The sequence below is a fragment of the Haloplanus aerogenes genome (genome assembly GCF_003856835.1).
Lineage (GTDB): Archaea > Halobacteriota > Halobacteria > Halobacteriales > Haloferacaceae > Haloplanus > Haloplanus aerogenes.
In genome coordinates, this window is record NZ_CP034145.1 from 3,285,253 (window position 1) to 3,298,193 (window position 12,941).

General features: G+C 68.7%; 13 protein-coding genes. 4 read left to right on the plus strand and 9 right to left on the minus strand.

Going from position 1 to position 12,941, the window contains the following annotated elements; all coding sequences use genetic code 11:
• Nucleotides 1-245 precede the first annotated feature (245 nt).
• Complete coding sequence (locus tag DU502_RS16825; RefSeq protein WP_121921808.1) at nucleotides 246-1,358, minus strand: ATP-binding protein; 1,113 nt, start codon at nucleotides 1,356-1,358, stop codon at nucleotides 246-248.
• 76 nt (nucleotides 1,359-1,434) lie between these two features.
• On the opposite strand from DU502_RS16825, the gene DU502_RS16830 reads away from it, so the two are divergent.
• Nucleotides 1,435-1,884: a DUF7382 domain-containing protein gene (locus DU502_RS16830; RefSeq protein WP_121921809.1), complete on the plus strand. Its 450-nt coding sequence runs from the start codon at nucleotides 1,435-1,437 to the stop codon at nucleotides 1,882-1,884.
• A 1-nt stretch (nucleotide 1,885) separates the two neighbouring features.
• Here the strand turns inward: DU502_RS16830 and DU502_RS16835 are convergent, their stop codons facing one another.
• From DU502_RS16835 to DU502_RS16855, 5 genes are read right to left on the minus strand one after another with little or no spacing between them, the layout of a single operon-like run.
• A complete protein-coding gene (locus DU502_RS16835; RefSeq protein WP_121921810.1) occupies nucleotides 1,886-2,659 on the minus strand; it encodes a protein-L-isoaspartate O-methyltransferase family protein in 774 nt (257 codons plus the stop codon).
• 47 nt (nucleotides 2,660-2,706) lie between these two features.
• Entirely contained in the window at nucleotides 2,707-3,342 is a 636-nt protein-coding gene (locus DU502_RS16840) for a protein-L-isoaspartate(D-aspartate) O-methyltransferase (protein ID WP_121921811.1), read from the minus strand.
• Between the two features lies 1 nt (nucleotide 3,343).
• A complete protein-coding gene (locus DU502_RS16845; RefSeq protein WP_121921812.1) occupies nucleotides 3,344-4,006 on the minus strand; it encodes an HVO_0476 family zinc finger protein in 663 nt (220 codons plus the stop codon).
• 46 nt (nucleotides 4,007-4,052) lie between these two features.
• On the minus strand, nucleotides 4,053-6,203 hold the full coding sequence (locus DU502_RS16850) for an amino acid permease (protein WP_121921813.1): 2,151 nt from the start codon (nucleotides 6,201-6,203) through the stop codon (nucleotides 4,053-4,055).
• A complete protein-coding gene (locus DU502_RS16855) occupies nucleotides 6,200-6,649 on the minus strand; it encodes an NAD(P)-binding protein (protein ID WP_121921814.1) in 450 nt (149 codons plus the stop codon). Before DU502_RS16855 ends, DU502_RS16850 begins: the two co-directional genes overlap by 4 nt.
• A gap of 201 nt (nucleotides 6,650-6,850) precedes the next feature.
• On the opposite strand from DU502_RS16855, the gene DU502_RS16860 reads away from it, so the two are divergent.
• Both DU502_RS16860 and DU502_RS16865 read left to right on the plus strand, forming a co-directional pair.
• The gene (locus tag DU502_RS16860; RefSeq protein WP_121921815.1) at nucleotides 6,851-7,324 is read left to right on the plus strand and encodes an Lrp/AsnC family transcriptional regulator; all 474 of its coding nucleotides are present in this window, start codon (nucleotides 6,851-6,853) and stop codon (nucleotides 7,322-7,324) included.
• A gap of 49 nt (nucleotides 7,325-7,373) precedes the next feature.
• On the plus strand, nucleotides 7,374-8,177 hold the full coding sequence (locus DU502_RS16865; protein ID WP_199722766.1) for a cytochrome c oxidase subunit 3: 804 nt from the start codon (nucleotides 7,374-7,376) through the stop codon (nucleotides 8,175-8,177).
• 13 nt (nucleotides 8,178-8,190) lie between these two features.
• On the opposite strand, the gene DU502_RS16870 is transcribed toward DU502_RS16865, so the two are convergent.
• Both DU502_RS16870 and DU502_RS16875 read right to left on the minus strand, forming a co-directional pair.
• Nucleotides 8,191-8,721 carry a hypothetical protein gene (locus DU502_RS16870; protein ID WP_121921817.1) on the minus strand — a complete coding sequence of 177 codons (531 nt, stop codon included), beginning with the start codon at nucleotides 8,719-8,721 and terminating at the stop codon, nucleotides 8,191-8,193.
• Nucleotides 8,721-10,997, minus strand: coding sequence for a DUF6789 family protein (locus DU502_RS16875; RefSeq protein ID WP_121921818.1), 2,277 nt, complete (start codon nucleotides 10,995-10,997; stop codon nucleotides 8,721-8,723). The genes DU502_RS16870 and DU502_RS16875 overlap by 1 nt, the downstream gene beginning before the upstream one ends.
• 196 nt (nucleotides 10,998-11,193) lie before the next feature.
• On the opposite strand from DU502_RS16875, the gene coxB reads away from it, so the two are divergent.
• Complete coding sequence (gene coxB, locus DU502_RS16880; protein ID WP_199722768.1) at nucleotides 11,194-11,907, plus strand: cytochrome c oxidase subunit II; 714 nt, start codon at nucleotides 11,194-11,196, stop codon at nucleotides 11,905-11,907.
• A 62-nt stretch (nucleotides 11,908-11,969) separates the two neighbouring features.
• On the opposite strand, the gene DU502_RS16885 is transcribed toward coxB, so the two are convergent.
• The gene (locus tag DU502_RS16885) at nucleotides 11,970-12,920 is read right to left on the minus strand and encodes an aminopeptidase (RefSeq protein ID WP_121921820.1); all 951 of its coding nucleotides are present in this window, start codon (nucleotides 12,918-12,920) and stop codon (nucleotides 11,970-11,972) included.
• Nucleotides 12,921-12,941 lie beyond the last annotated feature (21 nt).

Sequence of the window (12,941 nt, forward strand, 5' to 3'; positions counted from 1 at the left end):
CATCACTGTCGACCGTCGACTCGACCGCCAGAACCACACAATCGCCGAACCGTCGCGGGGACTTCGCGGCGGATACCACTGCGTACATCGGTAGTAGTAGCCGGCGAGTGGAGTTAAACTGTTGCCTCAATAACAATAAGGCGGGAGCAAAGCATCGATCCGACCCCGAGTGAAGAACGGCGACCGAAGGCTTAGGCAGGTACGGGCCGACGTGTGACCATGGGCGACCCAGCCTGTTATCTGGACTACTGTCCCGACTGTGCGGCGCCCGTCCCCGTGGTCGACGGCGAGTGCCCGGACTGCGGCGCGGAACTCGACGACTGCTGACCGCCGCGCTCACTCGCCCGCGGGTCGTCGCCGCCGTGGGTCGTCTCGCGTCGCCGGATCTGCACGCCGTGGACCGATTCGGTCACGTCGTCGACGACGACGGCACCACCCGGATCTGCCGGGAGTCGGTCGCGGAGCGTCCCCGTCAGATACGTCGGCGTCGCCTCCGCGAGCGCCGCGATGTCGGCGGCGGCCGTGAGCCGGTGGGCGACCAGCAGGTCCGATTGCGAAATCGCCACGGACGGGAGCGACGCCGGGCGCTGGGTGGCTACGACCAGCGAGACGCCCGGACTCCGCCCGCGCGTCAACACCGTCTCCAGCGCCGGCGCCGCGACGCCGTCGAAGAACGCGTGCGCCTCGTCGATCAGGAGCCACGGCAACCGGGCTGGATCGCGCTCCACGCAGGCCCGATACAGCCCCGACGCGACGCCGCGAACCAGCGCCGATGCCGCCCGGTCGGGGAGGTGCGAACAGTCGAGGACGGTCGCCGGTTCCGAGAGCAACGCTGCGGCGTCGAGGCCGTCGGGGTCGAAGACGCCCCACGACGCCGCGAGGCGGAGATGGTTGCGGGCCGCGCGGCGGACGCTGTCGTCGACGCGAGCCTGCTCGATCCGGGCCGCCACCGCGTCGAGGGTCGCCGTCTCCGCCTCCCGAGCCGCCTCCCAGAGGACGGCACCGGCCGGATCGGTCGTCGAGAGATCGAAGAGCGCGGGCCACGTCGACGGCGGCACGGCCGACGGCGACACCGTCGGCGCCTCGACGACACGCGCCGGGATCGAGCCGTCGGCGAGGCCGCCGAACTCACCCATCGGGTCGACGACGACGGGCGCGACGCCCGACGCCCGCGCCGCCCCCTCGGCGAGGACGCCGAGCGTGTGGGACTTGCCGTAGCCGCGCTTGCCGACGACGAGTGCCGCGTGCGGCCGGTCCAGATCCAGCCCGACCGCCGCCCCCTCGCTCCCGTCGGCAGCGCGATAAGTGCCGAGGCGGGCGACCGGTCCGTCCGGGTCCGTGCGTCCGAGGACGTTCATGGGACGGCGTGGCCGCGGCTTCGGGGATAAATCCCGGGGCGGAGGTTCAAGTACGGGAACGGGAGCACACCGGCCCATGTTCGACGCGTTCCGAGACGACCGCCGCGCCATCGAAGGACTGCCGATCAGACTGGTCATCGCTCTCGTCATCGGCGTCGCCAGTCTGAGCGTGATGATGAACATGCTGACCGGCATTCAGGGACTCTCGACGACGGAACTCGACGTGCGGCCCGAACCGGAAGTGATCGGTCCCGGCAGCGGATCGATCGAACTGACTGTCGTCGGTGCCGACGGCTCGGCCGTCGCGGACGCGACGGTGCTCGTCAAGGCGGGAAGCGCCGACCTCGGCAGTGTCGAGACGGCGACGACCGGCGAAGACGGCACGGCTCGCGTCTCCGTAACGCCGACGCTCCGGGCGAATCAGGACGAGGGAACGCTGGTGATCGAGGTGAAACCGCCGGCCGGAAGTGGGTACGTCGACCGACGCGGAAATACGAAGGTGCTGGTGGTCAGGGGGGAGGAGTGACCTATCGTCGGTGGTGACCGCGCCCGCCGTCGAGGCGGTCCTCCCAGTCGATCCAGTTCTGCTCCCACCCGGTCGGCGCGAAGTAGCCCTGTTCGGCGAACTCGCGGTCCTCGCGTTCGGTGCGGTTGCGGGTGACGCCGCCGGCCTCCTCGCCGGCGACGAGGAGGGGTGCGAGCGTCGTCGAGCCGAACTCCTCGACGACCGCGTACCCCTCCGGAGAGTCGTCGGCTTCGACCGCCACGAGCGTCTGGTCGGGCGTCCCCATCGGCATCACGAGGCGGCCGTCGGGGGCGAGCTGGTCGAGCAGCGCGCGCGGCGGGCGCACCGCCGCCGCCTCGACGAGGATGCGGTCGAAGGGGGCGTACTCCGGTAGCCCGTTCGCGCCGTCGCGACGGTCGACGAGGACGCCCTCGTAGCCCGCCTGTCGGAGATTCCGACGCGCGTCGAGGACGAGCCGGCGGGCGATGTCGACCGCGTGGACGCGCCGCTCGCCGACGAGTTCGGCGAGGAGCGCGGCCGTGTAGCCGACTCCGACGCCGACGACGAGTACGTCGTCCTCGTCGCCGGTGTCGAGGGCTTCGAGCAGGCGCGCGACGGTTCGAGGGGCGAGAACGTCCGTGCCGGCGTGGTCGCCAGCACGGTTGTCGTAGGGGCGGTCCTCGACGAAGACGTGCCGGGGGACCGTCCGCATCGCCACCCCGAGCGACTCGTCGAGACCGTCGAGGGCGTGGTCGAGGCCGTCGACCATGTCCTCGCGCAACACCGCAGGGTCCATATCTGGATCTTGGCGCCAGCGCTTATCAAGGGTGCGCTTGCGCTGGCTTACCCCGACGACTCCCGCATCGGCACGAACCGAACGGCACCGTGGGTCTCCCGGTCGACGCGGCCGTCGGCGCGCCGGGTCAGCCGGACGAGTCGCTGTCGGCCGCGGCCGACGGGGGCGACGATTCGACCCCCCGGCCGCACCTGTTCGACGACGGCGTCGGGCACCGACTGGGGCGCGCAGGTGAGGTAGGCACCGTCGTACGGCGCGTGGGCGGGCCAGCCCGCGAACCCGTCACCGACGCGCACGCGCACGTCGTAGCCGAGGCGGTCGAGTCGCTCGCTCGCCTGTCGGGCCAGGTCGGGTTCGACCTCGACGCTGTAGACGGTGCCCGAACCGACGGCCTCGCTCGTCACGGCGGCGTGGTAGCCACAGCCGGTACCGATTTCGAGGATGCGGTCGCCCTCGTCGGGCGCGAGGAGATCGGTCATCGTCGCCACCATGTGCGGCGCGCTGATTGTCTGTCCCTCGCCGATGGGGAGGGGTCGGTCGCGGTAGGCCGCCTCGCGGCGCTCGGCGGGGACGAACTCGTGGCGTGGAACGGTACGCATCGCCCGTTCGGTAGCCGGACGCTCGACGTGCCCGCTCTCGATCAGGCGGTCGACGAGGTCGCGGCGCGCGCGAGCGAAGTCCATACTACCACGCCGACCACGCGGTCGAGGTCACGTCGCGGCCGTACACCCGCTTGACGTCCTTGGCGAACACCACGTCGCCGTCGTGGTCGAGTTTCTCGAAGCGGTACTCGGGGGCGTCGCCGCGAACCTGGATGCCGGTGATCTCGAACTCCTCGTCCGCGAACTCGGCCGTCTCGCCGACGGTGAACTCGTGATCGCCGGGTACCGACACGGAGACGCTCCGCGATTCGTCCCGTCGACCGTCGTTCGGGTGGATGGTCACGTTGACGCGGACGTTGTCCACGGCGCGGGTCCAGAGCGTCTCGATGTCCTCGATGGTCGCTTCCTCGACGCGCTGATCGCCGTCGAGTTCGATGGCCGTGATCCGCACCTGCATGATCGCCTCGGGCGTGTCGACGACGAACTCTTCGCCGACCGCGACCGTCTCGGACGGCGGCGCGTCGACCGTCGTCGTCAGCGATTCGCCACCCTGCGAGACGACGACGTCGACGTCGGTCTCCTCGGGCGGGTCGTAGCGCTCCTTGTGGACGTGGCCACACTCCGTACAGCGGACGGTGACGTGGCCGCCGGGTTTCAGCACCTCGTGTACCGTCGTCGCGCTCGGGGCACAGGAGGGACAGGCGAGTGCGACGCGGTCGCCCGCGTCGGGTCCGGGATGAGTCATGCGGGGTCGTAGCCGGTCAGGCGGTAAAAATCCGCCCTTCCGCGGATTAGAAGACGAGGCGTTCGAGCAGTCGGCGGGCGAGCGAGGGACGACGCGCCACCGCCGGGTAGACGGTGACGGTCGTACAGCCTGGGCTTGGAACGACCGGCCGCCTGTCGACGAGGGGGGCCCGGAGGCGATGGTCGTCGCCGGGGCGGACGAGTACGTCCGGCGTCGGCGGCCGGCCGCCGTCGGTGCGAACCGACGCGACGCGCGCGGGGACGGCGAGCATCGCGGACAGTTCGGCCCGGTAGTCGGCCGCCGCGTCGTCGGGTGACCGGAGCGAGAGGGTGCCGTCGTTCGCGGCCGCGATGGTCTCCGCGAGCGTCACCGCACGCGACGGGTACGGACGGCCGTCGCCGGCGAGGGCGACGGTCGTGGGGCGGTCGTAGCCGACGTTGTCGACGAGGAGTACGTCACACGGGGCGTGGCGAACCACCCAGTCGACCGGGTCACCGAGCAGTCGTGACCGGAGACGGAGCGGTTCGTGTTCGGCGACGATGGCGTCGACACCGCGGTCGGCGGCGACGTTGACGATAGCGTGTTTCGTGTCGTGACTGACGACTTCGTCCGCCTCGATGGGCACGTCGACGGCTGCCGCGAGCGTCGCCATCCGCGACTCGAAGGAGCGATCCGCCGCGGACTGGACGGTCGCCCGCTCGGTCAGTGGCGCCTGATCCGGAATCTCCTCGAATCGGGTGACGATCACGCGGCCGTCGTCGGGACGGACGAGGTCGGCTGCCAAGGAGACGAGCGAGCGTTCGCGCTCGGGGCCGACGGCCTTCGTCAGCGCGACGAGGACCGCGTGCGTGTCGTCCGCCGCCGCCGACTCGACGTCCGTGAGTGCGTTCCGACCCACCTGTCGTCGAATGGCCTCCGTCGCGACGCCGCTCCGGCGCACCCGCGGCCGGACGTAGAGGAAGTACCAGACGACGCTCCCGGCGGTGATGGCGACGGCTCCGCCGAGGGCGACGGGACCCATCTGGAAGAGCAGGACGAGACCGGAGACGACACCGAACGCCTGCACCCACGGGTATAGCGGCGCCGTGAACGCGGGATCGTAGTCCGTGTCCCCCTGGCGGAAGGCGACGAGCGCGACGTTGATCAGGACGAACACCATGATCTGGAAGGCGCTGGCCAGTTTCGCGATGTCGAGAATCGGAACGAACGCGATGAGCGCTAGCAACACGGCGCCGGTGAGCGTAATCGCGGTCGTGGGCGTCCCGAAGCGGTTACTGATGGCCGAGAGCGACGGCGGTACCAGCCGGTCCCGACTCATCGCGAAGGGGTAGCGCGACGAGGAGAGGATGCCCGCGTTGGCGGTCGAGACCAGCGCGAGAATGGCCGCGAGGATGACGACGATGACGCCGACGCGCCCGACCGTCGTCTCGGCAGCGACGGCGACCGGCGTCAACGAGCCGGCGACGCTGCCCGGCTCGGTGATGCCGACGAGCACGGCGACGACGGCCACGTACAGGACGGTCGTGAACGCGAGCGACCCGAGGATGCCGAGCGGGATGTTCCGGCCCGGGTTCTCGATTTCCTCCGCGACGCTCGCCACCTTGGTGACGCCGGCGTAGGAGACGAACACCAGTCCCGTGGCGGCGAGGAGGCCGCCGATGCCCGCGTCGAAGAAGCCGGCGTAGTTGCCGGACTGGACCTGTGGCGCGCTCCCGGCGGCGAACCAGCCCAGCGCGAGCAGCATGACGACGACGATAGCGAGTTGGAGTCGCCCCGTCTGTTTCGCGCCCACGAGGTTCACGAGGACGAGAACCGCCGCGAGCGTGAGCGCCACCGGCTTGAGCGGCAGGTCGAACAGCAAGAGCAGGTACGGGACACCCCCGACAAGAGCGAGTGCGCCTTTGAACGAGAGGGAGAACCACGTCCCGACGCCGGCGACGGTGCCGAGGAGCGGTCCCATGCCGCGCTCGATGTAGATGTAGGTGCCGCCGGCCTCGGGCATGGCGGTCGCCAGTTCGGATTTGGAGAGCGCGGCGGGAATCACGAGCAGTCCGGCGACGAGATACGCGAGAACGACGGCAGGACCCGCGATTTCGAGAGCGAGCGCCGGCAGGATGAAGATGCCACTCCCGATCATGGCGCCGATACTGATAGCGAGGACGGAGGGCAGGCCGAGGTCGCGTTGCAGCTCCTTCATGCGGGCTGTCGAAGCGTCTCCAGTTTGGCCACGACGGCGTCGGACAGCACCGTCGTCACACAGATGGCCTCGTGACCGGCGTCGGCAACGACATCACACCGGTCGGGCGTCCGTACCAGGATCCGCACGTCGGTGACGCCGAAACGGGTGCGGACGAGCTGGGCGACGAGCAGGCTCAACCCGTCCTGTGGCATCGCCACGACGACAGTCGCGGCGTCCGTGATGCCCGCCGCGTCGAGCGTCCGGTGGTCGGTTGGATCACCCCTGATCCCCGGCTCGTCGGCCGGATCGTGTGCCTCGTCGACGACGGTCACGGCGTGTCCCGCCGTCCGGAGGTGGCGGGCTACCGAGGTGCCGACGTGCCCGCCGCCGAGGACGAAGTACTCGTGACCCGCCCCCGACGCCGTCGATTCCGCTCTCGTGGTCAGGATCGATTGCAGTCTCATGGATCTATGTCAGCCGATGTTGTTCCTCGATCGCGTAGTAGGAGACAGAACAGCATAAATTAGCCGGTTAGATTCACAGATCGTCAAAATAATGCTGTTTTTAGAAACTATCCGTCTTCACATTGGCGCTTCGAGGGTCGGCAGGCTGGCGTGCGGCGACCCGGGACAGTCATAAGACGCCGAGCGACGAAGGTCGGGTCGATGAAAGACGGCGAACTGGATTCGATCGATCGGTCGATCCTCTACTATCTCCAGCAAGACGCGCGACGGACGTCGTCCAGCGACATCGCGGAGAAACTCGACCTGTCGTCGAGCGCCGTCCGAACGCGAATCAACAAACTCGAAGAGAGTGGGATCATCCGGGGCTATCATATCGACATCGACTACGACCGGGCGGGCTACCCGCTGTACACCAAGATCATCTGCACGGCCCCGGTCCCGAAACGGGGGACGCTCGCGAACCGGGCGCGGGAGATACACGGCGTCACCGCGGTCCGCGAAATCATGACCGGCAAGCGGAACGTGTACGTGAACGCCATCGGGCAGACACACGACGACCTCAACCGGATCGCGAGCGAACTCGACGAACTCGGCCTCGACATCGTCGACGAACAGATCATCCGGGACGAGTACGTCTGTCCGTACCACGGCTTCCTCGACGAGGACGACGAGTAGCCGTCCACCGGGCCCACCGTTTATACGCCACCCGCCCGTGTGTGAACGTGTGACAGCGGTAGAGCACGGGGGCGACCACGCCGAGGGCGAGCACACGAGCAGGTGGCCGCTCGTCACCGCCGTCGGCGCGGCGGCGCTGTACGTCGGCGCCGGACTCGCACTCGTCGGCCTCGATCTCGTCCCTGTCGTCCTCCCGGCGATCCTCGTCGCCGTCGGCGCGCTGGGATTCGTCGGCGGCCTCGCCGGGTGGATGGCCGAGGCGTTCCTCGCGGACTACTGGACCGAACGCGAGGGGCGGGAGGACATCTACACCGGCGGGATGGTGCTCTTTCTCGTCTCGGACGTGGCGACCTTCCTCGCCGGCTTCGTCTACTACGCCTTCATCCGCGTCGGGACGTGGCCACCGACCGACCTCCCGCCGCTCCTCGGCTCACTCGTCGTCGTCAACACCCTCATTCTGGTGGCGTCCAGCCTGACGCTCCACTACGGACACGGCGCGCTCGAAGACGGCAATCGGCGCGGCTTCCTCGCCGGCCTCGGCGTGACGACCCTGCTCGGCGTCGTCTTCCTCGGCGGGCAGGCGCTCGAATACTACGAGTTCGTCGTCCACGAGAACTTCACGCTGGCCGGCGGAGTGTTCGCCACCGCCTTCTACGGACTGACGGGACTCCACGGCCTCCACGTCACCCTCGGCGTCGTCCTCCTCGGGATCACCCTCGCTCGGGCGCTCCGCGGCCAGTACGGCCCTGACCGCGACACGTCGATCCGAACCGTCTCGCTGTACTGGCACTTCGTGGACGTGGTCTGGGTCCTCCTCGTCGTGGTGCTGTACGTCGGCGCAGTCGTCGGGTGACGGCCCCGACGAGTTACTCCAGCCCCGTTTCGAGCGCGACGAGTCGTCGGTAGGCCGGCGGCGTCAGGATGCCGACGATGCCGAGCGCGATGGCGAACACGCCGAGCGGGAACTGGAGCGGTGCGGCCTGGAAACAGGGGTTCTCCGCGACGACCGTCGCGTAGTAGTGTTCGCCCTCGTAGGTGACGAGCGTCCCGTCGCGGAACGTCTCGGCGTTCGGGAACGCCCCCTCGACGTGTGCCTCGCCGATCGGATCGTCGAGCGCCGCCTCGAACGCCGCCTGCTCGGCGGGCGCGAGCGCCGCGAAGTCGAGGCGGTCGACCGTCGGCGGCGGTGCGTCACCGAATCGACGGTCCGTCTCTTCGGGAGATTCGACGGCGATGCTCGGCGCGCCACAGGGAGTGAGATCCTCCTGAATGAGGGCGTAGGCGCCGGGGACCGCCGCCGCGATGCCGACGGCGACGAGCAACACGCCGACGAAGGGGACGCCGTAGGTGAACAGCGCCGACTCGGAGTCGGCCTCGTCGTCGGCCTCCGCAGCCATCAGCCACCACCCCGTCCCCGTTTCGCACGCTGCCGACGGCGGAGATACTGGAACGTCACGCTCAGGCCGAGGCCGTAGGCCCAGTGCGCGACGACGACGAACCCGACGTAGCCGATCAGCGCCAGACCGGCCTGCCCGGTGTAGAAGGCGACGACGAACCCGGTCGAGATGAGCGTGGCGAACACCAGCCCCGTCTCGAACAGCAGTCGACCGGGCAGGTACTCCTGAAAGGCGAGGAAGACGAGCGGCCAGGTGACCGTCCCGCCGATCAGGAACAAGAGCGTCCCGAGGAGCGGACTGGCCGGCAAGCCGACGAGTTCGGCGATTTCACCGAACGACGCCGGATCGAGGACGCCGATCAGGATGGCGGTGCCCAGCCCACCGCTCATCAGGACGGTGCCGACGAAGCCGCCGACGGCCGCCATCCACGCGTTGCGCGAGACGGTCTGGGCGACGGTGCCGACGCCACCCAGCAGGCCGGAAGGTTCGCCCTCGGGGTCGTAGGCGGGCCGAACCGTCTCCGGTTCCGCGGGCGTCACGTCGTACTTCTCGACCATGCGGCCCTCGAACCACTGCCACTCGCGCGTGAACTGCCCGGTCGCCTTGAGATTCCACGGGTCCGTCGTCCGCACGGGGTCGCCCTGCCAGTACGACGCCACCATGTTGTAGAGCCACAGGAGCGCCGCCAGCCCGATGACGTAGGCGCCGACGGTCGCAATCTGGCTGGCGAACTGGTACTCCGGCGGGTAGACCGCCTGCCGGCGCGGCAGGCCGAGGCCACCGATGATCAGCAGCGTGGTGAACGTCACCGTCGAGCCGAAGATCAGGAGGACGGACTGGAACTGCGCCAACCGGCGGTCGTACCACCGCCCCGTCAGCAGGGGGTACCAGTAGTAGCTCGCGGCGATCATCATGAAGGGGATGATGCCGACGACGATGAGGTGGAAGTGGCCGACGACGTAGTAGGTACCGTGATAGAGGATATCGACGGGGATGACGGCCAGAAAGACGCCGGTCACGCCGCCGACGATGAACGTCCCGATGCTCCCGGCCGCGAGGATCAGGGGGGCTGTCGTCCGAATGTCGCCGTCCCACATCGTCGTCAGCCAGTTGAACACCTTGATCGCGCTGGGAATGGCGATGACGATGGAGTTGGCCATGAAGGACGCCCGGATGCCGGGGTCTATCCCCGTCGTGAACATGTGGTGGGCCCAGACGGCGAAGGAGAGGATGCCGAGGCCGAGCGTCGAGTAGACGATGAACTTGTAGCCGAACAGCCGTCTGCCGACGAACTTCGGGAGGATCGTACTCAACAGTCCCGTCGCCGGGAGAAAGAGGATGTAGACTTCGGGGTGGCCCCAGAACCAGAACAGGTGTTGCCACAGGATCGGTCCCCCACCCTCGACGGCGAAGAACGTCGTCCCGAAGTTCCGGTCCAGCAGGAGCATCAGGATGGCGCTTCCGAGGAGGGGAAAGGCAAAGAGCACCAGCCCGCTGGTCACGAGCATGTTCCACGAGAAGATGTCGAGATTCGCCCACGTCACGTCCTCCGCCCGTTCGTAGACGATGGTGACGATGAAGTTGATCGCCCCGAGAGTCGTGGCGACGCCGGAGAGGTGGAGCCCGATCAAGAGGAGGTCGATCTGTGGATTCACCGACTGGACGGATAGGGGCGCATAGAGCGTCCACCCGACGCTCACCTCGCGGAGCGTCAGGAAGAAGCGAATCGTCTCCTGTGGAAACACGGGGCTGAGGAGTTGGCCGCCGACCTGGACGAACAGGCCGGCACGAGCGAGCAGGAGCGCCGGCGGTAGGAGCCAGAAGCCGAGGGCGTTCACCCGCGGGAACGCCATGTCGTCCGCGCCGAGGAGGAGCGGAAGGAAGTAGTTCCCGACGCCGTAGAAGACGGGCAGGACGAAGAAGATCAGCATCGTGATCCCGTGGGTGGTAAAGAGCGCGTTGTACGTCTCGGGCGACCAGATGTCGGTGGGGGGCGTCAGCAGTTCCGTCCGGAGCATCATCGCGTCGACGCCGCCCCACAGCCCCGCGACGGTGCCGAAGACGATGTAGAGGATGCCGACCTCCCGGTGGTCGGTCGTCGTCAGCCAGCGCGCGAGTTGTCGCCGGAGGTGGTCCAACTCGAACCGGAGGCGCTCGCGGGTCGGATAGCCGCCGTCGCTCTGGGGGCCGGCGGCGCGACGTAGCCGGACCCATAGCAGGAGACAGGAGACGGCGAGCAGGCCGAGCGCGCTTGCCTCGACCAGTGCCCGATTCATCCGCGAGATGCTGAGCGGGCCGCCGCGGTCGTGCCAGTCGGTACCAAGGCCATCAGTAGCAACGGATAGTGCCAGCGACATAAATCCACACCACGAGAACAGTTCACACGCGGGGGTGCTCGTCACTGGCGACGAGCAGCGGGAGTGTGGGAGACCGTCACAAGCTATATGTCTCGTCCACCGTGATATCGCGCCTGTGAAACGCACGCGGTGGCTCGCCGGGGCCGGAGGGGTCGCACTCGCCGCGACACTGCTCGCGACGCCAGCCGCCGCGCAGTCGGTCAACCGGGCAGCCATCGACGAGTTGAACACCCAACTACTGTACGTCGCGCTGCCGCTGGCGCTGTTCGTCGAGGTGACGCTCGTCTACGCCATCTACCGGTTCCGCGACAACGACGATCCGAGTCCGACCGTCGACGACCCCGCGCTGGAGATTACGTGGACCGCCGCGACGGCCGTCATCCTCCTGTTCGTCGGCGTCTCGGCGTACGTCACGATGGCGAACCCCTATCTCACGCCGGCGGCGGCCGACGCGGAGGCGGCCGGGGACGCTATCGACGACATGGTGATCGAGGTGGACGCCTACCAGTGGGGCTGGGCGTTCCACTACCCCGAGTCGAACGTGACCACGGAGGACCGCCTGACCATCCCGGCCGACCGCGACGTACGACTCGTCCTCTCCTCGCGGGACGTGATCCACTCCATCTACGTCCCGGCGCTCGGGATCAAACAGGACATCATTCCCGGCTCCGAGACGGTTGCCCGGACGCGAGCGACCGAGACGGGCGAGTACCGACTCTACTGTGCCGAACTCTGTGGCGACGGCCACGCCCGGATGCACGGACAGGTCGCGGTGCTGAACGAGACGACGTACGAGGCGTGGGAGGAGGAGCAGTCCGCCGACGGATGAACGGGAGAGGGGCTACGACCGTTCGACTTCCGGGAGGTCTACGACCTCCCCACCTCGCGGTTTCACCGCTCGGTTTCCGGGAGACGTACCGTCTCCCCGTCCGCGTACACCGTCGGCTCCCGAATGATCCCGTCGAGGTGGAGGGGTGCTTCGGTGTCGCCGCCGATGCTCGCGTCGTCGCCGATGGCGACGTGGACCGTTCCGGCCGCCTTCTCGTCCAGCAACACGGAGCCGACCAGTTCCGTCACGCCGACGTTCGTCCCGATGCCGAGTTCCGCGAGGTTGGCGGCGGCGTCGCCCACCTCCTCTCGCCCGGCGTCGACCTGTTCGCGAACGGCGTCGTCGGAGATGTGGGTGACGTACCCGTCTTCCACCTCGAACCGGAGCGGGTCGTCGAGGAGGCCGTGGGGCATCATCGTCCCGTCGACGACGTACGTGCCGTTGGCCGTCTCGGGGCTGACGAACACCTCGCCGGCAGGGAGGTTGGAGAAGTCACCGGGGTCGTGGACCATCCCCGTGTCGGTCAGCCACTCGCGGTCGCCGGGTTCGACCGTGAGGTCGGTGCCCGAGGGCGTCGTCACGCGAATTTCGTCGGCGTCGTCGACCTGTGCGAGCACCTCGCGGCAGTGGCGAGCGATGGCCTCGTAGTCGGCGTCGAGGCCAGCGATCATCACGTCCTCGGTGATGCCGGGGAGGGTCGCGGCTCGGGCGCCGGCGTCGCACGCGCGCTTTCGGGCGCGCGTGTGGCTCAAACTCTTCGTCGTCGGCGCGAGCACTACGTCGGCGTCGGCCATCGCCGCCGCGACCGGTGCGGGGGGTTCGGTGCCGTGTTGCTCGCCGGGCGGGTAGCGCAGGAGGACGGCGTCGTCGGTCACCGAACTCGCCACGTCGTAGAGCGCCTCGCCGATGGGGAGGCGCTCGTCGTCGGTGACGACCACACAGGACTCGTCGGCGTCGAGCGCCATGCACTGATGGACCGCCGTCTCGGCGGCCTCGTGGAGTGCGTCGGACATGGGTGAGTGGACGGCGCCGTC